Genomic DNA, 20,199 nt, shown 5'->3' with positions numbered 1-20,199 from the left:
TGCGTGCTGCGTGCTGCGTCCTAGCCGGTTTCGTACACCGGGGAGGACTCCGCGCTCCGCTCCAGCCAAAAGCCAATAGCCAATAGCCAATAGCCAATAGCTAATAGCTACGTTTTCACGGAATACTTCCTGCCCTAATCCCCCCGATGCCCAAAACTATTACGAAATCCGAGGCGGTCGCGTGTCTCCGCGACCGGTTCGGCCACAAGGACTTCCGCCGCGGCCAGTGGGAGCCCGTAAAGGTGCTCACCGAGGGCCGCGACGTGCTCGTCGTGATGCCCACGGGCAGTGGCAAGTCGCTGATCTACCAGCTCGGCGCCGTGATGCTGCACGGCCTCACCATCGTCGTCACCCCGCTCATCGCCCTGATGAAGGACCAGCACGACAAGCTGCTGGCGCAGGGCGTGGACTCGGTGGCCATGCACTCGCACCTCTCCACCTCCGAATCGCGCGAGACGCACCGGCAGATCAGCGAGGGCGAGGGCGACATCCTCTACCTGACTCCCGAACGGTTCAAGGATCGCGAGTTCTTCGAGCATCTGCTCGGCCGCGAGATCAGTCTGTTCGTGGTGGACGAGGCGCATTGCGTCAGCCAGTGGGGGCATGATTTCCGCCCGGACTATCTCGCCCTGGGAAACATCGCCAAGCGGCTGGGCCGCCCGCCGATACTCGCGCTCACCGCGACGGCCACGGCGGAGGTGCAGCAGGACATCATCCACCAGCTCGGCATGCAGGACCCGCACGTCACGATCACCGGCTTCGCGCGGCCCAATCTCCGCTTCGAAGTCAGGCGGACGGTCAACGACGGCATCAAGGACGCGGTTGTGGAGCGGACGCTGGCCGAAGGCGAGGGAGTCGGCGTCATCTACGTCGCCACCGTGAAGGAAACCGAGTGGCTGCACGAGAAATTTCGCGACAAGCACAGGATCGCGATCTATCACGGCAGGATGCCGGCGGCGGACCGGAAGGAATCGCAGGAGCTGTTCATGGCGAACAAGCTCAAGGCGATCATCGCCACGAACGCGTTCGGCCTCGGAATCGACAAGCACGATCTGCGCTTCGTGCTGCATTACCACTTTCCCGGATCGATCGAAGCGTACTACCAGGAGGCGGGCCGTGCCGGGCGCGACGGCAAACCGGCCGTATGCACGGTTCTGTATCGCGTCGAAGACAAGCGGATCCAGTCGTACTTTCTCGGCGGGAAATATCCCGAGGTGGAAGAAGCCGCGCGCGTGGCGATCGCGCTGGAGCAGTATCCGAAGGGCCAGCCGGTAGCGGGCGCGGACATCTCCGAGCAGACCGGAGTCCCGCTCCGGAAGACTCGGATCGTGTTCTCCCTGCTCAAGCGGCACGGGGTGGTGCGCGAGCACCGGGACGGAAAGTGGGAGCGCCTCGCCGACCGTTTGACATCGGTCAACCTGAGCGCCGATCTTCTGGACTACGAAGAGCGCCGCGAGCGCGACCAGCAGAAGCTCCGCACCATGATCGAGTTCTGTCAGACGGCGGAGTGCCGCACACGGTTCATCCTCGAGCACTTCGGCGAGGAAGTCGAGCCCGACTGGCGCTGCGGCAACTGCGACGCCTGCGACGAGATCGACAACTGGGAGATCGGGACCGACATGGCCACCGAGAGCACGACGGCTTGACCTATCCCGTCAGCTTGGCGTCGAGCTGGATGTCGACGTTGCCCTTGAGCGCGCTCGACACCGGACAGCCGTCCTTCGTCGCGCTCGCGATTCGCTGAAACGTCGCGTCGTCCAGCCCGGGAACCGTCGCGCGGGTCATCAGCTTCATGGTGGTGATCTTGAAGCCGTCGCCGACTTTCTCGACGGTGCAGTGCGCGTCGGTCTCCACCCGCGTCGGCGGCGTGCCGTTCTTTCCGAGCCCGCCGCTCAGCGCCATGCTGAAGCACGCGGCCTCGGCCGCCGCCAGCAGTTCCTCCGGGTTCGTACCCTCGCTCTGGTCGGCGAACCGGGAGAACGAATACGAGCCGCCGATCGCTCCGCCCTCGCCGCTGAAGGTGCCTTTGCCGCTCTTGAGATCGCCTTCCCACACCGCGCTCGCTTTTCTCGTCGGCATCGCCCGCTCCGGTTCTGACAGTTGACTGACTACGACAACAGTAAGCTAATGAAGGGCTACATTCCTTCGTCCACCATCCGAGAGCGACACATGGCCGGCCAGCAGCAGACGTACGCCAATCACAAGCGGGTGTATCCGCTCTATCATCTTTTCGTATTCCCGATCCTCTTTGCCAATCTTGTCGTCGGCATCGTCGCCGCGGTGAGAAACCCCTCCTGGGGTTCAGCGTGGCTGGTCGTCGTGGCCGCCGCGCTGGTCGGTCTCGCGTGGTCGGCGCGCGCAATGGCCCTCGTCGTGCAGACGCGCATCATCGGTCTCGAAGAGAGACTGCGGCTCGCGCGGATCCTCCCTGAAGATCTCCGCCCACGGATCCCGGAGCTGAGACCGGGCCAGCTCGTCGCCCTGCGGTTCGCTTCCGACGCCGAAGCGCCCGAGCTTGCGCAGCGGTGCCTGGCGGGAGAGCTCGAAAAAAAGGACGACATCAAGCGCGCCATCAAGAATTGGCGGCCCGACACCCTGAGAGTTTGACATCCGCGCGGAGGATCAGATGCCCGATGTGACCATCACGATCAAGCAGACTGGCCCATATGTGATCGAAGGTGAGATCAACCTGGTGAATCACCTCGGGGAGCGCGTGCCGACCACGCCGGGGAAGCGGATCTCGCTGTGCCGCTGCGGCGCGTCGGCCACCAAGCCGTTCTGCGACGGGACGCACAGCAAGATCGGGTTTCTCGCCGCGGAGAAAGCGCAGCAGGAGTTCGACAGGCAGCAGGCGCTCGACGGGAACAAAGCGCCCTAGCCCGCACTCACACCGTCAGCAGCGCCCTGTGCCAGGAGGCGGACGCGGGCAGCTCGAACCGCTGGCGCCACTCGCCGAGCGAGCTGATGCTCGTGTCGAACACGGTGGTCTCCGGGCCGATCGCGCCGCTGGCGGAAAGCTCGGCGAACTCGTCCCGCGAGACGCTCTGCACCCGTCCGGCGGGGTCACGGTAGAACACCCGATCCCGCGACAGGAGCGATGCGCCGGTCTGCTTCTCGAACTCGGCCAGCTTCCGGTACAGACCGTCGATCGAGCAGCCGGATGCGTATGCGGTGGCGTTCTGGTCCACGCCGATTACGAGAAACCGTCCGTCGCGCCAATCCCGGCCGCAGGTCAATGGCTCGTCGTGCGCCGTCCACTCCCGCAGAAAGTCGTCGACCAGGGTGAGAAGCTGCCGGGCGCGATCTTCGTCCAGCGCGGGATCGGCGGCGAAGACCCACACGCGGGAGTCGTCGCCCAATGAATCGAAGGAAACCATGGGCATGGTTTCAATCTACCTATTGTGGGCGGCCGCTTTTTGACTTTCGGCCCACGGCGCGCGGCTCGACCGGCGGCTGATCGAGGCTGCGCCACAGATACCAGCACGCGATGGTCCTGTACGGCGCCCATGCGTTCCCGATTCTCTCCATCTGTCGAACGCTGGGCCGCTTCCGCAGCCCATACGCCCGCTGAATCGCTTTCTGGATGCCGAGATCGAGCACGGGCAGCACGTCCGGCCTGCCGAGGCGGAACATCAAGAACATCTGCGCGGTCCACGTGCCCACACCCTTCACGGCCGTGAGCCGCGCCATCAGCTCGTCGTCCGGCATCTCGTCGATCCGGTCCAGCTCCAGCTCGCCGGCCGCCACCCGCCGCGCGAGGTCCCTGATGTAGGCGATCTTCTGCCGCGAGAGCCCGGCTTCCCGCAGCCGGCTCTCGAGGATGCGCGCGACGACCTCCGGCATCCCGCCGGCGGCGGCGTACAGGGCCCTGAACCGTCCATGGATGGTCGACGCCGCCTTAACGGAGAGCTGCTGCGATACGATGGCCCGCGCGATCGCGTCGAAGTGCGACCCGCCGGTCCGCAGCTCGAAGCGGTGCGGACCGTGGCGCGCGAGAACCTGCGCCAGAACGGGGTCGGAGCGCCGCAAATGTCGCAGGGCGGATCGATGCAGGGCGGGTGTGTACGGTCGCGGCTTGTTCATGGGGCTGGCGCGGGGAACAGTGGCAGGGGAATGGTATATTACGAGGATTGCCCCCGTCCGGCGGAGCGCTTCTCGCCGACTGCCAGGACGGTAACTCTTGTCTTCCTCTCGGAGTAGGTGGATGAATCCCTGTGTGAAGTTCCTGGCTGGTCTGGCGTGCGCCTCCGCCGTAGTCGCGACACCCGCGCGGGCGCAGGACGACGCGTGCAACATAGACCAGAACGCCCCGCAATTCGTCGGGCGTGCCTTCTTCGCCGTGCAGAAGGGGATCGCGACGCTGAACAGCAACGGGGATCCCGCCACCGATGCGCGGACCGCCGTTCGGCTGCTGACCGATCCCACGGCGCGCGATCGCGACAAGAATCCCGCCGGACAGGCTTTCACTCTTGGCCAGGCCCTGGCGCTTCTGCTCACCGAATCCTCGGCGCCCGTCAACGGGACGCGGGCCGACTTCGGATTCGCGACCGATCGGGAGCAGTCGGCTGATCTGTACGTGCTGGCCGACTCGATCTTCACGCTGGTCGAGACGCTTGCGCCGCAGTGCGCCAGCCAGGTTTCGGCCTGGCGCCAGGGTCCGCCCTGGGTCGGAACGATGAACAAGGCCTTGGCCGCGCTCAGCGAGGGCCGGCTGGACACCGCCGAGACGCTCGCGCGCCGCGCGTTGATTCTCGACCGGAACGCGCCGTACGCGTACGTCGTGCTGGGCGGGATCGCGCGACAGCGTCTCGCCGACGGCGCGGCCGCGGCCGCGGACAAGACGAGGCTGTACACGGAGGCGCGCAGCCACCTGGCAAGAGCGCTGGAGATAGCGCAGAACGACACGCAGTACGTCGACGTGGTGCGGAGCTCGCATTACGAGCTCGGCGAGCTGGCGTCGGCGTCCATCGCCGACGCGCCGGTTGCCGAGCGCCCGGTCCGCGCGCGTGAAGCGGCGGAGCATTTCAAGCAGTACGCCGCGCTCGCCGAGTCGGACCTGCAGAGGGCCGACGCGCTGCAGAAGATCGGCGAGGCGTTCGAGGCCGTGAACGATACGGCGTCCATCCGCGCCGTGTACGGGGGAGTGTCGTCCAATCCCGCCGGCTACGGCGAGCGCTCGTTGCTCACGGCCGGGATTCTCGCGACGCGCTTCGGAACGTCGATACAGGCGGCCGCGCTGTACAACGCCGTCCTCACCTCCAACCCGAATCACCGGGACGCCTTGCGCAATCTGTCGCTGACGCTGATCAAGCTGAACGATTATGCGGGACTGCTGCCGATCACCACGCGGCTGACGACCATCGACCCGAACAACCCGGAGAACTGGGTGTTCCACGCCTACTCCTACGCCGGCATGGCGGAGCGCGCGTCCAGCGCGGCGCAGCGTCGCGCCTACACGGACTCGTCCACCAAGTACGACAGGATGGCGAGCCAGATGCCCGTGCGCGTGTCGTTCACGGAGTTCTCACCCGGAGAGGGCGAGGCCCGTCTGCGGGGAACCATCGAGAACCTCGGTACCACCCCGCAGACGTACACGCTGATCGCCGAGATGCTCGACCGGTCGGGCAATGTCGTCGCGACCGAGCAGGCGCAGGTCGGTCCGGTCGAGGCGAAGGGGACCGGGGAATTCGACGTCACCGGGAAGGCGATCGGAATAGTGGCGTTCAGGTACAAGCCACTGCTCTGACTTCGCTGACAGAAGACGAAAAAGCCCGCGGCGCAAGTCGCGGGCTTTTTTAGTGCGGTCAGTCCGGCCATGTCTTGCGACTTCGGACTGCGGACCGCGGCAGCATCACAGGATCGCCAGCGGTGAGCGCCCCCACAATCCAGAACTTCTCGCCGTCGAACCAGAAGATCGCGACCTGCTCGAACTCGCGCGCCAGCGCCGTCGCCCGCTCGCGCTCGATGAGCGCGGCAACGCTGGCCTCACAGTGCGAGCCGTCGGGCGAGCAGGCGTCGACGTGAATGAACTCGACCCCCAGGGCAAGCAGCCTGTCATCGAGCGTTTCAGCGCGGCGCTCGTTGACGTCGGCGTCTTCGTCGCGGCCGCGCGGATCGTGTGCCGTGAGGACCGCGAAGGGGCGGGGCAATCCTATCGAATCCATCGCCGCAACCGCGTCCCGTGCCACCGGCTCGCGCAGATCGACCCGCACCGGCGGGTCGGTACGGAAGTGGAGCACCGTATCGGGATACCGGTGCCAGTCGGGGTCGAGTTGCTCGGAGATGGGGGGCATTTGGCAATTGGTGACTAGTGACTGGTGACTAGTGACTAGTGATGACGTGCAATAAAGGCTGCCAGCCCGTTGTCACTAGTCACCAGTCACCAGTCACCAGTCACGCCTTATCTGGGCGCCCGCCGCGGCAGAGTCTCCGGCATCTCCGCGATCACGTAGGCCATCACCGCCATCGCCGCGACGCACTGCGCGACTTCGCGCGGGTCGAGCTTGTCCATCGTGTCGGCCTCCGAGTGGTGATACCAGAAATAGCGCGTGCCATCCACATCGAGGCCGAGGCCGGGAACGCCGGCCGCGGTGAGCGGACCCACGTCCGCGCCGGCACCGCCGGCCGTTATCCTCGTCGCGCCGATGGACTCGAGCAGCGTCGCGAGGCCGCCTACCATCGCGACCGCGTCGGCGGATCCGGCGACGCTGAAGCCTTCGGGCGCGAACACCCCGCCGTCGGACTCCATCGCCAGCACGTGCCGCGGGATCTCGGCGGCGTGCGCGTCGCGGTACGCGGTCGCGCCGCGGAGTCCGTTCTCCTCGTTGGTCCACAGCACCACGCGGATGGTCCGGCGCGGCTGCAGCCCGAGCCGCTGGAGCACGCGCAGGACCTCCCACGCCGCGACGCTTCCGCCGGCGTCGTCCATCGCTCCCTGGCCGACGTCCCACGAGTCGATGTGCCCGCCGAGCACTACGATCTCCTCCGGCTTCTCGCGGCCGGCGAGCTCGGCGACCACGTTGCGGGACATCGCGTCCGGGTGCGTCGTCGCTTCCATCTTCAACGTCACGACCACGCTCTCGCCGCGCGCGTGCATCCGGTGGAGCATGGCCGCGTCCTCGACGCTCAGCGCCGCCGCCGGAATCCGCGCGACGGCGGTGTCGTACCGTGTCGCTCCCGTGTGCGGATTCTGCATCGAGTTGCTCGCGACCGACCGGATCAACACCGCGACCGCGCCCAGCTTCGCGGCTTCCACGGGACCGCGGCTGCGATACTGCACGGTCGCGCCGTAGTTGGTGAACGGCACGTCGAACAGCACGATCTTGCCGCGGGCCTCCTCGCCCCTCGCGATCAGCTCGTCGAAGCTCGTCACGACGAGCACGGGCGCGGTGATTCCCGCGGCCGGCGTGGCGACGCTCCCACCAAGACCGAGCATGTGCAGCTTCACCCGACGCGGCTGCACCAGCTCCGCGGACTCGCTGCCGCGCACCCAGTGCGGCACCAGCACCGGCTCGCCGCGCACGTTCACCAGTCCGTCGCGCCGCATCTCCTCGATTATCCAGTCGAGCGCCTGCTCGAGGCTCGCCGACCCGCTCAGCCGGTGGCCGAACTTGTCGGTGAGGAGCGCGACGCGGTCGTACGCCGCGCTGTCGCTCAACGCGGCCGCGATGATCCTGTCGGTCGTAGCGCGATACCGGTCGGCGATCGTCTGCGCGTCCGGCGAAGCCGGGAAGAGCGAAGCCAGCAGCAGCGCGCCGAGCGCTGCACGGAGGAAAGCGTTTCGCATCATTCTGTCACTGTTGGAGTGTCCGTCGGAGTCGCGGTCGCGAGCCCCGGAATCGATATCGTGAAGCTGGTTCCCTCGCCTACGCTGCTCTGCACGAGGATGTCGCCGCCGAGCAGCCGCGCGAGCCGCCGCGTGACGGTGAGTCCGAGGCCCGTTCCCCCGGCCCTGCGTGTCGCCTTCTGCTCGACCTGCCAGAAGGGATCGAACACCTTGTCGAGGTGCTCCTCGGCGATGCCGATCCCGGTGTCGTGCACGATGATCTCGACGTTCTGTCCGGAGGTCGCGGCTTTGACGCTGACCGTCCCCGTTTCGGTGAACTTCACCGCATTGGTGAGCAGATTCACGATCATCTGCCGGACCTTCACGGTATCCGTGCGCATGTACCGCGGCGGGTCGAGCAGGTGCACGACGAAGCCGAGCTCCTTCTCCACCGCCAGCGGCGCCACGAGATTCGCCGAGTCCTCGATCATCCGGTTCACGTCCGCGATCTCCAGGCGGATCGTCTCGCGGCCGGCTTCGATCCGCGAGAACGTCAGGATCTCGTCGATTAGACCGAGCAGGTGCTGCGCGCTGGCCTTGATGCGGCTCAGCTGCTGCGCCTGCTGTGAACTGATCGGTCCCGTGATCCCGTCGGCGAGCAGCTCCTCGTAGCCCATGATCGCGGTCAACGGAGTGCGCAGCTCGTGCGACATCACCGCGAGGAAGTCGCTCTTGGCGAGGCTCGCCTTTTCTGCCGTGACCAGCGCGAGCTCGGCGACTTCCCGCTCGTGCTGCTCGCGGCCGAGCACCGCCAGCCGGTCGGCGTCGGCGCGCTGCACCGCGCGCGCCGCGCGCATGACCATCCAGGTGAACGCGAGCACGATCGTGACCGCGAAGAAGGAGGAGCCCACTTCCGTGCCGTACACGCCGGCGCGCTCGAGAAGCAGCGCGGCCCATCCGACGACGAAAGGCATGGCGATCGCGGGCGGCAGCAGACGGCGCGCGAGCTTTCCGCCGGGCCCTTTGTCCATGACCAGCGCCGAGAAGCCGAACCAGCGCCGCGCGAACACGACGCCGACGCCGAGCACCTGGAGGACGAACATCGCCCAGAGGCTCATCGGGAGGCCCGGCATCGGGCTGTAAAACGCGCTGACGCCGAACGCTCGTCCGACGAGCGCGAAGAATCCGGTGAGGAAGATCGCGAGCCCTATCCACTGCGGCGCGCGGCTCCGGCTGAGCTTGCGCGAGCACAGCGTCCACACCGCGGCGGCAACCAGGACGAATCCCCACGCGGAGTTTACCGGGAGGCTGCTGGTCAGTCCCGGTATCGCCGTGACGCGCGGCCCCAGCAGCGACCAGTCGAAGGCTCTCCCGATCAGCTGCTCGCTCAACGACGCGAGCCCTATGGCCGCAACGACAACCGCCAGGATCGCGGCGGTGAACCGCCGGAGCGTTCCCGCTTCCGCGTCCCGCACGAGCCATAGCGCGGCTCCCGAGAGAACCATGGCCGCGCCCGCGAGCAGCCGAGCCGGAGCGAAGCCGGGAAGCATCCGCGTCAGCTCGGGAATGCCGAGCGACCATCCGAGGAGCACGGCCGTTCCCGAAGCGATCGCGAACAGACTCGCGAAGCCGGGAAGCCTGGTCAGTATGTCGGTTGTTCGCGGGCCGCGCGAACGATCCATTAATGCGGGTCCGAAGGTGGGGCGGGTAAGTTGTACGGGGGCCGGACGAAATTGAAGGTTTCCGGAAGAAAATGGGCAGAAGGTATTACTGAAAGAAAACTGATAAGCTGCCCGCTACCCGCTGGTAGCTGTCCGCCGTCCAGCCTACGACCTGTTGACCGTTCGTCGTGGCTGACCTGCCAATTTCCCGGTGCTCTCGAGCTTTCGCACAAGACCGTGGAGCATCATGCGTACTTCCTCGACCTGGCTGGAGAGCGAACGATGATCGCTCGTCGAGATCGCGCCGACGTCGCGTCCAGCAAGCAAGTGATACTCCAGCTCTGAAAGCGACCCGAGCGAGATTCGGAGGAAGCGCGCGAAGCCGGCTTCGCCCTTTTGCTCCCGTCCCTCGACGATGTTCGTCGGCACCGACATGGCCGCACGGATAACCTGAGATCGGAAGCTCGAATACTGCGACCCGCGCATCCGGCTTGCCACGCGGTGCGCATTGATCGCCAGAGAGTGCGCCTTTCTCCAAACGCGCAGCTTCTTATAGTCGCTCACCCAGGAAGTCTGCGCCTCAACCGAGCCAAGGCGTGAATCACTTCCGTCCGGCAAACATCAATCCGCTGTTCGATCTTCGCGAAGAGTCAACATGCCGTCGGCTGACAAGCGGACAGCTTCCAGCTGGCAGCGGGCAGCTATTCAGTTCTCAGTGGTAGTTCAATCAAAAAGAAAAGGCGGGTGCGATCCGCACCCGCCTTTCCAGCTTGCCGTTCTGCCGTTACTGGTTCACCGGCACCGTCTTCTTGTCGACGTTGTGCCCGATCACCGCACCGGCGATTCCGCCGATGGCCGCGCCGATCAATCCGCCCTTGACCTTGTCTCTGCTGGTCGTGGCGCCGATGACCGCACCAGCCGTGGCGCCGATCGCGGCGTCACGGGCCGTGTTTCTTTGCGTCTCGGTGCGAACCGGAGCCGGGGCCGAGTACGTGCCGCTGCCCGAACTCGAAGCACGTCGCGGCGCCGTGGTCGTGCGCCGCGGAGCCGTCGTCGTCCGCCTCGGCGTAGTCGGCGCCAGCGCCGCGTTCCGCTCCATCATCGAGATGCTGTCCATGCCCGGCGCATACGCTTCACCCGCCAGGCGCAGATCGCTGTCCAGCGCCGCGTCGACGCTCTTGGAATCGTCACCACCGCAGGCCGCCGCGAAAAGAATCGCCGGGACGAGTACGAGTGCTCTGAGTTTCTGCATTGTGTCAACCTCCGCTGACTGGCCGCTGTCGCCCTCATGGCTCCCGCGGTGATGCCTCTTATTAAGGCACGTGACGTGCCATTCGCTGCTGCTTCCATTGGGCCCTTAAGTCCGCGTCTACGCGCTTAACCCGGGAAAATCGCCCAGTTTCCTGAGACTGGTGTCCCCCTCGGAGGACGCAAAAAAATCCCCCATCCGAACGCTTCGGACAGGGGATTTTTCACAGGCTCCAAAGCTACGGGACCACCACGATCACCTTGTCGGCGACCGTCGCGCCCGATGTGATCGTCACACCATCCGGGAGCAGCGCCGGCAGGAAGCCGCTGGCCGCCGGAGGTGTCGCCCGAACCTCGTACGCGCCGGGCAGGAGGAACGAAAACCTGTAATTCCCCGATGCGTCGGTCGAGGTGCTCGCCACCACGTTGGCCGCGACGGTATCGGCCAGCGCCGTGCCGTCCTTGAGCACGTCCACCGTCGCGCCCGCTACTCCCGGGCCGGTCGCGCTCGTGCTGCGAACGGAGCCCGTGAGCACGCCGGTGAGCTCGGTGGCGACGGCGCGAATCACCGGCTTGAACAGCAGGCCGTTGTTCTTGATGCTGTTGCCCCGCATGACAAAGCTGCTCCCGACGTCGAAGTCGAGGATCATCACCGAGCTGTCCTGCGTGATCTGGATCGGAGCGTCGAGATTGATCTTGATGCCCGTCTGAGCCGCGCTCGGGAAGATGATGCCGTTGCCGCCGGTGAGAACAGTGCCGTCCTTCAGCGTCACGCTGGACTTCTGCGTGTCCAGAATGAGACGGAAGCCATTGTAGTTGCCGGTGGCCAGTGAGGTCGTGCCGAGGTTGGTCGTCACGCCGCCCTGCAAACTGAGCAGGTTGATCAAGGCGTTTGGCGACGCGATCGTGGTCCAGCCGCCGGTGTCCGACGCGTCACTCGCTTCGGCCTCGCTCACGCTCTGCGTGCGGGCGTCGATGCGGACCACCCACATGTCTACGCTACTCACTTCCGCGAACGGAAATGGCGCGTCCGTCAGCTTGACGGTGAGCTTGCCGGTGTTGGACCCCGTCGTGTCGCTGCACGCGGTTACCGCGGTAACAGCCATCAGCGAGCCGAGAACGGCGCGCGAGATCTTGCGAATCATCTGAATGCTCCTGTTCGATGTGAAAAGCAAAACGGAAGGACGCCGGCGACCGCGCCATGGCGGTCGCCAGCGCTTACCTCACCTTCGACTACGGTCGGCCCGCGCCAGCGGGGCGGCCACGTCCGCCGCCTGCGACGGGCGGGACGTTGGTGGGCGGCCCGCCACGGACCGTGCCCCCGGCCGCGCCTGCACCGCGTCCACCTGCAACAGCGCGCGCGCGTCCGGCCACGGCCTGCTCAGGCAGTGCGGCCAGCTCGGCATCGGTAGCGCGGGCGTTCATCCGCTCCACGACCTGCGCCAGCGCAACGTCGGACGGCAGGCCGCGATCTACGAGGCTGCCAAGCACAAACAGCGGAACGGCAAGCGACCGTCCCGAAGGAGCGCTTCTCGCCAGCTCGCTGACCTGTGCGCCGTCGACACCCTTGCGAATCACCTCGGCGCCCGCGGCGATGTCGTCGCCGGTCGCAACGTCGGCTCGGCCACGCGCCAGCGCCGCTCTCGCCTCGCCCATGGCGCGCGACTGGTCGGCGACCGAACGGGCGATGGAGCTCGCTTCGACGCCCTTGGCCGCGAGCATCAGAGCGCGCTGCTCGAGGGCGTGCGCGGGAAGGCCTCTGTTGCGCGCTTCGGAAACCGTCGCGATCACGCGATCGGCGACTTCGGCGGGGAGAACCGCGCGCAGACGCGCGCTCAGATCCTCGGAAGTCCCCTGGGCCGAAACCGGGGCGGCAAGCGCAACCAACGCCGCCAGAACAGTAAATGCTTTCATTCCTTGCTCCTGAATGGGATGTGGCTCGGTACGCAGATATAGACCAGCCGATCCGCGCCTTCCGTCACATCCTCTTTCACGGGACCAGCAGAATCCCCACCGACCCGCCAAATTCATCCTTTATCGCGGTAAGCCCCTCAGGCACGACCCAGCTTCCGCCATCGAGACGCACGTTGAGCTGGTGCACGCCGGGGGAGATCGGCAGCGAGATGGCCCACGTTCCCGACGGCCGCCCCGGACTCATTTGAACGGGAGTCCAATCAGTGAAGTCGCCCATGATCTCCACGGTCCGCGCCGCGGTAGCCCGGAACGTGATCGTGCGCACCGCGCCGGGACCAGCGGTCACCGTCATAGCGGGCGGAGCGACGCGCGTGCCTCCGAGAACGTCGGCGGACAGCAACACGGGAGAGCGGCGCGTGTTCATCGGCGCGACCCTCAGGCCGAGCGTGACGTACCTGGCGGCGGAAAAATCCTGCCCCGGGTCGGCAGGATAGCTGCCGATGCCGGCGGTGATGCCGACCGCGCGCAACAGCCAGGCTGTCGCGTTCACGCTCGCCCACGGATCCGGATCGTCATCATAGCCGTCGATCGCCGAACGCATCCCGGCGACGCCGATCAGCTCCAGGCGGGAGTTGTCGAACCTGATCGTTCCCTCGACGTCTGTGTAGCGCAGGCCGCCGGCGATCCGCACCGGCATGATCACCGCCTGCGCGATGGCGAAGCCGGTCTGCATCCAGGCGCCGAGTTCGCCCGCGTTCATGGATCGCCAGCCGATGGGATCTTTCACGCTCCCCGCGCTCGCGCCGAGCCATGCCCCCGCGCTGCGCCCCGAGAGGTGCAGCCTGCCGCCGCCAGCGAGCTGTCCGCTCCCCGAACCCGCGCCGTACGAGGTGATGGAGCCGCCGCCGTGCAGCTCGCCCCGCGCGAAAGCGAGTGCGGGCGTGAGGACCGAACCCTGCGCGGCGCCGAATGTCGTCCAGCTCGATTGCTGCGTCGTCGAGCCGGAGAGCGTGGCGGAGAAGCCCGTGTTGCGGGTGAGTGAATACGCGGACGCGCCGACCGTAGCGGCACTCACCTGAACCGTGTCCCCATACCGGACCCGGGCGCCACCCGCGTCGAAATAAACTCCGGCCTGCGCGAACACGAGCGACGACCATCCGCACATTGCGGCGCCTGCCAGCGCGATCAGATTCCGCATGTTCCTTGTAGTGAAAGAAACTGTTCCAGGGGCGGCCGGCAGGCGCCTACTCCGCCGGTGGCCGGCCGCGCCCGGCGTTGTCGGGCCGGCCCGGAACTATTGCAGGACGCGCGCCGGGTCCGCGGGCTCGCACTCTGGCCGCGACCGCGGGCGGCGCGCCCGCGGCGATGTCCCGCCCTACCTGATTGCTGAACGCGATGACGTCCCCGTCGGCGGCGCGCCGCTCGACGAGGGCCAGGATTGCGCTGACCGCGGCGTCCACCGGGACGCCGCGGGCCACGAGATCCGCCAGCGTCCCCACGGCGACCGTCACTGACTGGCCGCCGCGCAGCTCGCGGATCCGCGAGAGCGTCGCCTCGGGAACGCCCGCGTGCAGCGCGCCCGCGCCGGCCACCAGCTCGGCTTCCGTGGACCGTTGGCCGAGCGCGGAGCGCGCCGTCGAGAGCTCGCCCAGCAGCTCGCTGACCGCAGCCAGCACACGCGCCGACGGCGCGCGCTTCGCCGCGCCCTGCAACGCCTTCTGCACGAGCGGCTCCGTGGGCAGCGACCGCGACCGCGCCGAATCGACGACGCGCGTGACCGCGGCCGCCGTGCGCGCGTCGAGGCGCGTCGACACGCGCGCGTCCTGCGCCGACGCCGCGAACGCCGCGAGCGCCGTCAGCACCGTGGCAATAGTGAGACTGCGGAACAGAATGCGGATCACGTCGCACTCTCCCCGACGGTGATCACCGAGTTCGGCATGCCGAAGTCGTCCTCGACCGCCGTGGGCGCCGCGGGATCAGGCGTCCAGCGATTGCCGTCCACCATGAACACGTACTGATGTCTGCCCGCCGCGAGCGGCACCGTGATCGTCCACACGCCCGCGTCGGCCGCTTCGCGCAGCGGCGTTGCCGTCGAATCCCAGTCGTTGAAATCGCCGACGAGGGACACCGTGCGCGCTTCGGGCGCGACCAGCATGAACTGCACGAGCTTGATCGTGTCGGCCGCGGCCGCGGGCGCGGCCGGCAACGTCGCGGCCACCTGTGTCGCGACGCGCTCAGAGCCCGCGCGGTCCAGCGTGAGCACCGCGAGCGCGATCCCGGCGGCCGCCGCGAGTCCCGCCAGCGGCGAAAGACGCAGAACGCGCGGGCGCACGATCCACGCGAGCACGCTGGTGCCTTCACGCTTGCGCGCCGCGGCCATGACCCGCGCCTCGAACCCCGTGCTCATCTCCACCGGCTCGCGAAGCGGCCTCGCAATCTGCTCGAGGAAATCCTCGTCATCCTGCTTCATGCGGTACCTCCCCCATCAGTTCACGCAGATGGTCCGCCGTGCGCTTCACGCGCATCTTGAGTGCCGAAACTCCGACACCGGTGACCTCCGCAATCTCTTCGTAGCTCATCTCTTCCACGTACTTCATCAGGAACACTTCGCGCTGCGCCGGATCCAGCTTTCCGATCGCGGTCTCGATCTCGGACCCATCGCCGCCGGCGGGAGCCGGAGAATCAACCGCCGCCCGCTCGAGCGCCCCTTCGTCGTGCACCACCAGCCGCAGCCGGTTGGCGCGCCTGCTCGCCGCCGTCCGGCATTGATTCGACAGAATCGAATGAAACCACGGACCAAAAGCGCTCTTCCGGTCCCGCTTGCCCAGCGCGCGGTAGACGCGCACGAACGCATCCTGCAAAGCTTCTTCCCCGTCCTCACGGTTGCCGAGCATGCGCACCGCGAAGCGCGCGTATCGCGCGGTATAACGGGACACCAGGACCGCGAATGCGTCCGTGTCTCCCCCCAGCACCGCGTCGACGACCTGCTCGTCAGTGAGGTCCGTCACAGGATATAGACTATATGGTGGCGTGCTTGGGTCACATCCGTAGGATTGCGGACTGAGGACTGAGGACCCTTGCGGGCTCAGGACTAACGGCCATTGACGATCGAGGACTGATTGAGGATTGCGGAAAGAAACACCTATCGCTTCCTCCGCGCGGTTGGGCCCATCCTCGGTCCTCAATTAGTCGCCGATCCGCAATTGTAGTTAGTTCTGAGTCCGCAAGGTCCTCAGTCCTCAGTCGGAAGCAGCATATTCCTCTACTTCAGAATCTTCCTGGAGGCGGCCCTGACGCGCGTAAACATCTCGACCGACAGCATGTGGGAGCCCGTGGTGGGGTATTCGCGGGTCGTCCGCGTGGGCTCGCACATCTACGTGTCCGGCACGACGGCCACGAGCGACGGCGGCCCGCTCGTGGGAAAGGGCGACCCCCACGCCCAGGCCATCCAGACGCTTACCAACATCGAGACCGCGCTGCACCGCGCCGGCGCGCGGCTGAGCGACATCGTGCGGACGCGGATCTACGTGACCGACATCGACCAGTGGGAGGAGATCGGCCGCGCGCACTGCTCCTTCTTCGGCGAGATTCGCCCGGCCACAAGCATGGTCCAGGTCGCGCGGCTGATCGATCCGGACATGCTGGTCGAGATCGAGGCGGAGGGGCTCATTGAGAAGACGTGACTAGTGACTAGTGACTAGTAACGGCGTGGCTCAGAACCCGTGCTCGAAGCTCAAGTACAGGAGCAGGCCAGATACCCGCATTCCGTCCCGCGCGTCGATCGTCAGGCCGGCGCCGGGGACGATCTGCGCACCCGAGCGGAGATTGATCGCGCCGCGGACTGCGGGCACAAGAGTGAGCGACGTCTCTGACGTTCGCGTTCCGCCGATGCCCGGCGTTTCCGCTCGCGACCACACCGATTCGGCGAGCAGGTTCAGCATTGGATGCAGCAGCCACACCAGGCTGGCTCCGGCGAACAGCTCGCTCGCCGCGCGCCGCGTTCCGTCCACGGCGCGCGCGGATGGAATCACCGATCCGCCCACGTTCCAGTGCGCCGCCAGCGTACGGCCAATCTCCAGTGAGACGGGCAGGTTTAGCTCGACGCCCGCTCCCCCCGCGCCCCTCCCACGCTCGGCGCTGCCGGTGGGAAGCAGCGCGCTGATCCGAAGGACGGACTCGCTGCGCGCTTGGGCGAGCCAGCGATACCTGTAGTTCAGCGCGACGTCCCCGATGCCGGAGCCGCCGGCTGTGCTCACGAGCGGGACGGAGTAGCTCAGCTGATGATCCTGGCTCAGGAACGGCCACTCCTGCGTGAAGCCAAGCTCCCAGTCGCGCGTCGCGCGGTCGCGAGCGAACAGCAGGATGTGTTGTACGACGCCCGGCTCCTGGTTGTACGCCTCCTCTATGAGGAAGCTGTTGTCGCGGATGGGCGGCGGATCCTGCGAGTCCGCGGTGGACGGGAGAAACAGGAGACAAAGGAGCAGCGGCAACCGTCGCATCAGGCGGTTACCAGAAGTCCGGTGAGGTACATGATCAGCATGCCGGCGAGAAAGCCGGTGACGTTGAGCGGAGCGGCGATGCTGCCCTTCTCGTCACCCGGGAAGAGGCGCGCCAGCTCGACCAGCACCTGTACGATCGCGCCGGCGCCGATGGCGAAGAACAGCGCGGTCCACCCCGGGCTGTAGGTAAATCCGCCGATCCATGCTCCGATGATCGTGGGGACGCCCGCGAGCAGACCGAGCACCGCGAGCAGCCCGAGCGTCACCCTGCTCTTTGTCAGCGGCGCGAGGATGGCGAGACCTTCGGTTGTGTTGTGCAGCAGAAATCCGATCACGAGGAAGCTGCCAAGCGCGATCTCCCCGCTCGCGTACGCCGCTCCGATCGCAAGCCCCTCGCCCAGGTTGTGCAGTCCGATGGCCAAGGCGACGAGCATCGCGACGTACACGGGCGAGGCCGAGCCACCGCCCCTTCGCCGGCGGCCGACCGCGGCCAGCACGAGCGGCGTACCGACGAGCCCGAGGAGAACCAGGCCGAGCCCCTGAAATGCCGTGGGAACCAGCGCGGAAAGCTCGACGGCCTCGGCCAGCGCGTCGACGCCGAGGAACAGGAGCAGGCCGGCGGTCAAGCTCAGGAAGAACTCTATCCATCTTTGCGAGAGATTTCGCAGGAACGGAAACCAGAGCAGCCCGATGAACACGGGCACCACGCCGGCGTACAGCCCGAGCAGCGCGAAGGTCGTGAGATAGCGCGCGTCCGGCGCGGGCGTGCGGACCGCGACCGCTACCTCCTTGTCGAAGGTGAGTCCGGTGCTCGTCACCAGCCGCACGACGACCGGCTCGCCCTCCACCCACGGATACGGAATGGTGATCTCGCGCGACTCCAGCCGGCCGATGGTCCGCGATCCATCAACCGTGTGCACCCACGACGCGTCGTCCACGAGCACCTGCGCGACCGTGACGGGCGCCGGCCCTCCATTCACGGCGTGCACCCGGAGCACGCCGCGATCCGGCAGCGTCACCCGCGTGATGGTGAGCTCCTCCACCGGAGGAAACGATCCGGTGAATACGCCGGCGGGTCCGAAGCGCAGAAACAGCAGGAGAAAAACGAGCAGCGCCACGAGCGGCAGCAGCGCGGCAAGCCAGGTGCGCGTGCGGTCCGGGCGGGATACCCCCGCGGCGTCAGCCAACGGCCGGGCCCCGCACCACGAACATCCCGGTCCATCCCAGCTCGGCGAATTCGCTCTGATGGGCGTGAAAGAGAAACGGCCCCTCGTGGTCGTAGGTGAACTCGAGAATCGCGCGCTCGCCCTGGCAGAGCATCACGTTGTCGGTGAATTCGTGGTGCGTGAGATTCGTGCCGGTCCGGTACAGCCGGTAAAAGTTCCCGTGGAGATGGAAGGAGTTGATCGGGTCGAACTCGGTGAGATTCACCACGTAGGCGCGCACCGGCTCGCCCAGCCGGAGCTCGATCGGATGCTTCTGATAGTGAAACGCGACGGAGTTGACCGCGTAAATCTCGTTCTCTCCGTCGAAGTTCGTATCGAAGGCGTTCATCACCATCACCAGCTCGCGCGCGGGCGGGCGACCTTCCTTGGGATCGATGATGAATGCGCCGTACAGTCCCTTGTGGATGTGCCGCTTGAGCGGAACGGTGTGGCAGTGGTACAGGTGCAGCCCGAACGGGGCGGCGTCGAATTCGTACGTGTAGCTCCGGCCGGGCGCCACGACCTCGAACGCGCCGTCCATGTTCGCCGGGTGAAAGCCGTGAAAATGGATCGTGTGCGGATGCGTCCCGGAATTGGTGAAGTGGACGCGGAGACGGTCCCCTTCGGTGCAGCGGATCGTCGGCCCGGGAACCTGCCCGTTGTAGCCCCACGCCGGGAAGAACACGCCCGGCACGACTTCGAGCTCGAATTCCGTGGCTTCCATGTCGTACTCGCGCAGAGTCTGCCCAGATGGAAGAGTCGACTCGCGGCCGTAATCGAAGCGAGTGAGGAAAGCCGTCGGGTCGAACGAATCCCGCCGGAGCTCCCCCACCGCCATCATGTCGTGATGGGAGCCGTGCCCGGGGGCCAGTCCGCCTTTCAAGGTGTCGCCGGCGGCCAGCGGGCCTCCGCGCTGGACGCAGGCGGTCCCGGCCGCCGCCAGCCCGACGGTACCCAGCGCCCCCCATTTCACGGCCTGCCGCCGGCTCATCAAGGGCGCGACGAGGTCCTTTCCTTCCGGCGCCCGGTCGTTCTGATCAGACATAATCCCTGTTTTAGTGTACCCTAAATAATGGTTTAGTGCGGCGGAATGCGCAATGGAGGCCTTCGGGCACACCTATAGGATGGCATGGCCCCTGCGACTCTCCGGGGCATGAGCGGCGACTTCGCACACGACAGGCGGAAGGCGGCAGCTCCCCCGCCGGCCTTTCTCGCGCCCCACACCCGGAAAACCGGCAAGCCCGGCGTTCCGGAAAAGCGCGAATGCCTCGCGTGGTACTGCCGCCGCGCCGCCCGCGTCGCCGGTCAGGTCCTGGGAGCGATCGCGCTGCTCACGGCCGGAACCGTCTTCGCCATCAGCCGGCAGCCGCTGCATTTCGCCAAGCCGGGCGGGCTACTCAGCCTCCCCGTCGCCGTGGTTCAGCCCAACACGCAGGAGGACGAGATCTACCGGGTCTCGCGCGTTCTCCGGCTCCACACCAAGGACACGCTGCTGGCCGACAGGATCGCGCGCTCCTTCGTCATCGAGGGCGGCAAGAAGAACATCGACCCGGCCCTGTTGATCGGCGTGCTGCTCACCGAGGACGCGACACTCGACGTGAAGGCGCGGAGCAGCGTCGGCGCGCGCGGGCTGATGCAGATCATGCCGTTCCACAGCGGCAAGTACGGCTGTTCGTCACCCGACCTGTACAACGTCGAGGCGAACATCTGCCACGGCGTCGCGATCCTGGCCGAGTACATGGGGAAGACGAAGACAGTCGAGAAGGCGCTGCTCCGCTACAACGGGTGCGTGCGCGGCAGGAACACGCCCAACTGCCACACGTATCCGAACAAGGTCCTCAGGTACTCCCGCACCGCGGCCAGCCAGATGGTAGCCGAGCTGACTGAATAGCAGCTATTGGCTGTTG

At 66.7% G+C, this 20,199-nt stretch carries 23 protein-coding genes; 6 read left to right on the top strand and 17 right to left on the bottom strand.

From position 1 onward, the window contains the following. The first annotated feature begins 146 nt into the window (after nt 1-146). Nucleotides 147-1,646 (top strand): ATP-dependent DNA helicase RecQ, encoded by a 1,500-nt coding sequence (locus tag WEA80_07240; protein ID MEX1186367.1) that lies wholly within the window; start codon nt 147-149, stop codon nt 1,644-1,646. A gap of 1 nt (nt 1,647) precedes the next feature. Here WEA80_07240 and WEA80_07235 read toward each other — a convergent pair whose 3' ends face one another. Beyond that, complete coding sequence (locus WEA80_07235) at nt 1,648-2,079, bottom strand: OsmC family peroxiredoxin (GenBank protein MEX1186366.1); 432 nt, start codon at nt 2,077-2,079, stop codon at nt 1,648-1,650. Between the two features lie 48 nt (nt 2,080-2,127). Here WEA80_07235 and WEA80_07230 point away from each other — a divergent pair, with 48 nt between their 5' ends. After that, the gene (locus WEA80_07230) at nt 2,128-2,607 is read left to right on the top strand and encodes a DUF6526 family protein (protein MEX1186365.1); all 480 of its coding nucleotides are present in this window, start codon (nt 2,128-2,130) and stop codon (nt 2,605-2,607) included. A 19-nt stretch (nt 2,608-2,626) separates the two neighbouring features. Next, on the top strand, nt 2,627-2,878 hold the full coding sequence (locus tag WEA80_07225; GenBank protein MEX1186364.1) for a CDGSH iron-sulfur domain-containing protein: 252 nt from the start codon (nt 2,627-2,629) through the stop codon (nt 2,876-2,878). 7 nt (nt 2,879-2,885) lie between these two features. Here WEA80_07225 and WEA80_07220 read toward each other — a convergent pair whose 3' ends face one another. Together WEA80_07220 and WEA80_07215 are read right to left on the bottom strand one after the other, a co-directional pair. Then, entirely contained in the window at nt 2,886-3,383 is a 498-nt protein-coding gene (locus tag WEA80_07220) for a hypothetical protein (protein ID MEX1186363.1), read from the bottom strand. Between the two features lie 13 nt (nt 3,384-3,396). Beyond that, nucleotides 3,397-4,083: a DNA-3-methyladenine glycosylase gene (locus tag WEA80_07215; GenBank protein MEX1186362.1), complete on the bottom strand. Its 687-nt coding sequence runs from the start codon at nt 4,081-4,083 to the stop codon at nt 3,397-3,399. 121 nt (nt 4,084-4,204) lie between these two features. On the opposite strand from WEA80_07215, the gene WEA80_07210 reads away from it, so the two are divergent. Next, complete coding sequence (locus WEA80_07210) at nt 4,205-5,746, top strand: hypothetical protein (GenBank protein ID MEX1186361.1); 1,542 nt, start codon at nt 4,205-4,207, stop codon at nt 5,744-5,746. Between the two features lie 58 nt (nt 5,747-5,804). On the opposite strand, the gene WEA80_07205 is transcribed toward WEA80_07210, so the two are convergent. The 11 genes from WEA80_07205 to WEA80_07155 all read right to left on the bottom strand — a co-directional run bounded on the left by WEA80_07205 (nt 5,805) and on the right by WEA80_07155 (nt 15,596). Beyond that, nucleotides 5,805-6,293: a DUF3293 domain-containing protein gene (locus tag WEA80_07205; GenBank protein ID MEX1186360.1), complete on the bottom strand. Its 489-nt coding sequence runs from the start codon at nt 6,291-6,293 to the stop codon at nt 5,805-5,807. Between the two features lie 107 nt (nt 6,294-6,400). Continuing rightward, a complete protein-coding gene (locus WEA80_07200; GenBank protein MEX1186359.1) occupies nt 6,401-7,786 on the bottom strand; it encodes a M28 family metallopeptidase in 1,386 nt (461 codons plus the stop codon). Continuing rightward, a complete protein-coding gene (locus tag WEA80_07195; GenBank protein MEX1186358.1) occupies nt 7,786-9,447 on the bottom strand; it encodes a HAMP domain-containing sensor histidine kinase in 1,662 nt (553 codons plus the stop codon). The genes WEA80_07200 and WEA80_07195 overlap by 1 nt, the downstream gene beginning before the upstream one ends. A gap of 144 nt (nt 9,448-9,591) precedes the next feature. Beyond that, on the bottom strand, nt 9,592-9,990 hold the full coding sequence (locus tag WEA80_07190) for a four helix bundle protein (protein ID MEX1186357.1): 399 nt from the start codon (nt 9,988-9,990) through the stop codon (nt 9,592-9,594). Nucleotides 9,991-10,210: 220 nt separating this feature from the next. After that, the gene (locus tag WEA80_07185; GenBank protein MEX1186356.1) at nt 10,211-10,678 is read right to left on the bottom strand and encodes a glycine zipper domain-containing protein; all 468 of its coding nucleotides are present in this window, start codon (nt 10,676-10,678) and stop codon (nt 10,211-10,213) included. Between the two features lie 235 nt (nt 10,679-10,913). After that, on the bottom strand, nt 10,914-11,819 hold the full coding sequence (locus WEA80_07180) for a DUF4382 domain-containing protein (protein ID MEX1186355.1): 906 nt from the start codon (nt 11,817-11,819) through the stop codon (nt 10,914-10,916). An 88-nt stretch (nt 11,820-11,907) separates the two neighbouring features. Then, nucleotides 11,908-12,588, bottom strand: a complete 681-nt coding sequence (locus WEA80_07175) for a hypothetical protein (protein MEX1186354.1) — start codon at nt 12,586-12,588, stop codon at nt 11,908-11,910. Nucleotides 12,589-12,664: 76 nt separating this feature from the next. Next, nucleotides 12,665-13,786 carry a glycogen-binding domain-containing protein gene (locus WEA80_07170; protein MEX1186353.1) on the bottom strand — a complete coding sequence of 374 codons (1,122 nt, stop codon included), beginning with the start codon at nt 13,784-13,786 and terminating at the stop codon, nt 12,665-12,667. Between the two features lie 46 nt (nt 13,787-13,832). Then, nucleotides 13,833-14,489 carry a hypothetical protein gene (locus tag WEA80_07165; GenBank protein MEX1186352.1) on the bottom strand — a complete coding sequence of 219 codons (657 nt, stop codon included), beginning with the start codon at nt 14,487-14,489 and terminating at the stop codon, nt 13,833-13,835. Further along, on the bottom strand, nt 14,486-15,058 hold the full coding sequence (locus WEA80_07160; GenBank protein ID MEX1186351.1) for an isoamylase early set domain-containing protein: 573 nt from the start codon (nt 15,056-15,058) through the stop codon (nt 14,486-14,488). The genes WEA80_07165 and WEA80_07160 overlap by 4 nt, the downstream gene beginning before the upstream one ends. After that, the gene (locus WEA80_07155) at nt 15,045-15,596 is read right to left on the bottom strand and encodes an RNA polymerase sigma factor (protein ID MEX1186350.1); all 552 of its coding nucleotides are present in this window, start codon (nt 15,594-15,596) and stop codon (nt 15,045-15,047) included. The genes WEA80_07160 and WEA80_07155 overlap by 14 nt, the downstream gene beginning before the upstream one ends. A gap of 327 nt (nt 15,597-15,923) precedes the next feature. Here WEA80_07155 and WEA80_07150 point away from each other — a divergent pair, with 327 nt between their 5' ends. Next, a complete protein-coding gene (locus tag WEA80_07150) occupies nt 15,924-16,271 on the top strand; it encodes a RidA family protein (protein ID MEX1186349.1) in 348 nt (115 codons plus the stop codon). Nucleotides 16,272-16,301: 30 nt separating this feature from the next. Here the strand turns inward: WEA80_07150 and WEA80_07145 are convergent, their stop codons facing one another. The 3 genes from WEA80_07145 to WEA80_07135 are packed head-to-tail and all read right to left on the bottom strand — an operon-like array spanning nt 16,302 to nt 19,337. After that, the gene (locus WEA80_07145; protein ID MEX1186348.1) at nt 16,302-17,087 is read right to left on the bottom strand and encodes a hypothetical protein; all 786 of its coding nucleotides are present in this window, start codon (nt 17,085-17,087) and stop codon (nt 16,302-16,304) included. Then, entirely contained in the window at nt 17,087-18,274 is a 1,188-nt protein-coding gene (locus WEA80_07140) for a ZIP family metal transporter (GenBank protein MEX1186347.1), read from the bottom strand. Before WEA80_07140 ends, WEA80_07145 begins: the two co-directional genes overlap by 1 nt. After that, nucleotides 18,267-19,337, bottom strand: a complete 1,071-nt coding sequence (locus tag WEA80_07135; GenBank protein MEX1186346.1) for a multicopper oxidase domain-containing protein — start codon at nt 19,335-19,337, stop codon at nt 18,267-18,269. The genes WEA80_07140 and WEA80_07135 overlap by 8 nt, the downstream gene beginning before the upstream one ends. Before the next feature lie 84 nt (nt 19,338-19,421). On the opposite strand from WEA80_07135, the gene WEA80_07130 reads away from it, so the two are divergent. Further along, nucleotides 19,422-20,183, top strand: a complete 762-nt coding sequence (locus WEA80_07130) for a transglycosylase SLT domain-containing protein (protein MEX1186345.1) — start codon at nt 19,422-19,424, stop codon at nt 20,181-20,183. Nucleotides 20,184-20,199: the final 16 nt, after the last annotated feature.

Source organism: Gemmatimonadaceae bacterium, assembly GCA_040882285.1.
Lineage (GTDB): Bacteria > Gemmatimonadota > Gemmatimonadetes > Gemmatimonadales > Gemmatimonadaceae > JACDCY01.
The sequence above is the reverse complement of the archived record's forward strand: the minus strand, read 5'-3'. Positions and strand labels throughout refer to the sequence as shown.

What these genes read in the sequence shown, in the direction of transcription:
- WEA80_07240 (MEX1186367.1), top strand. Translation starts at nt 147, where the DNA reads ATGCCCAAAACTATTACGAAATCCGAGGCGGTCGCGTGTCTCCGCGAC.
- WEA80_07235 (MEX1186366.1), bottom strand. Translation starts at nt 2,079, where the DNA reads ATGCCGACGAGAAAAGCGAGCGCGGTGTGGGAAGGCGATCTCAAGAGC.
- WEA80_07230 (MEX1186365.1), top strand. Translation starts at nt 2,128, where the DNA reads ATGAAGGGCTACATTCCTTCGTCCACCATCCGAGAGCGACACATGGCC.
- WEA80_07225 (MEX1186364.1), top strand. Translation starts at nt 2,627, where the DNA reads ATGCCCGATGTGACCATCACGATCAAGCAGACTGGCCCATATGTGATC.
- WEA80_07220 (MEX1186363.1), bottom strand. Translation starts at nt 3,383, where the DNA reads ATGCCCATGGTTTCCTTCGATTCATTGGGCGACGACTCCCGCGTGTGG.
- WEA80_07215 (MEX1186362.1), bottom strand. Translation starts at nt 4,083, where the DNA reads ATGAACAAGCCGCGACCGTACACACCCGCCCTGCATCGATCCGCCCTG.
- WEA80_07210 (MEX1186361.1), top strand. Translation starts at nt 4,205, where the DNA reads ATGAATCCCTGTGTGAAGTTCCTGGCTGGTCTGGCGTGCGCCTCCGCC.
- WEA80_07205 (MEX1186360.1), bottom strand. Translation starts at nt 6,293, where the DNA reads ATGCCCCCCATCTCCGAGCAACTCGACCCCGACTGGCACCGGTATCCC.
- WEA80_07200 (MEX1186359.1), bottom strand. Translation starts at nt 7,786, where the DNA reads ATGCGAAACGCTTTCCTCCGTGCAGCGCTCGGCGCGCTGCTGCTGGCT.
- WEA80_07195 (MEX1186358.1), bottom strand. Translation starts at nt 9,447, where the DNA reads ATGGATCGTTCGCGCGGCCCGCGAACAACCGACATACTGACCAGGCTT.
- WEA80_07185 (MEX1186356.1), bottom strand. Translation starts at nt 10,678, where the DNA reads ATGCAGAAACTCAGAGCACTCGTACTCGTCCCGGCGATTCTTTTCGCG.
- WEA80_07180 (MEX1186355.1), bottom strand. Translation starts at nt 11,819, where the DNA reads ATGATTCGCAAGATCTCGCGCGCCGTTCTCGGCTCGCTGATGGCTGTT.
- WEA80_07175 (MEX1186354.1), bottom strand. Translation starts at nt 12,588, where the DNA reads ATGAAAGCATTTACTGTTCTGGCGGCGTTGGTTGCGCTTGCCGCCCCG.
- WEA80_07170 (MEX1186353.1), bottom strand. Translation starts at nt 13,786, where the DNA reads ATGCGGAATCTGATCGCGCTGGCAGGCGCCGCAATGTGCGGATGGTCG.
- WEA80_07160 (MEX1186351.1), bottom strand. Translation starts at nt 15,058, where the DNA reads ATGAAGCAGGATGACGAGGATTTCCTCGAGCAGATTGCGAGGCCGCTT.
- WEA80_07145 (MEX1186348.1), bottom strand. Translation starts at nt 17,087, where the DNA reads ATGCGACGGTTGCCGCTGCTCCTTTGTCTCCTGTTTCTCCCGTCCACC.
- WEA80_07135 (MEX1186346.1), bottom strand. Translation starts at nt 19,337, where the DNA reads ATGTCTGATCAGAACGACCGGGCGCCGGAAGGAAAGGACCTCGTCGCG.
- WEA80_07130 (MEX1186345.1), top strand. Translation starts at nt 19,422, where the DNA reads ATGGCCCCTGCGACTCTCCGGGGCATGAGCGGCGACTTCGCACACGAC.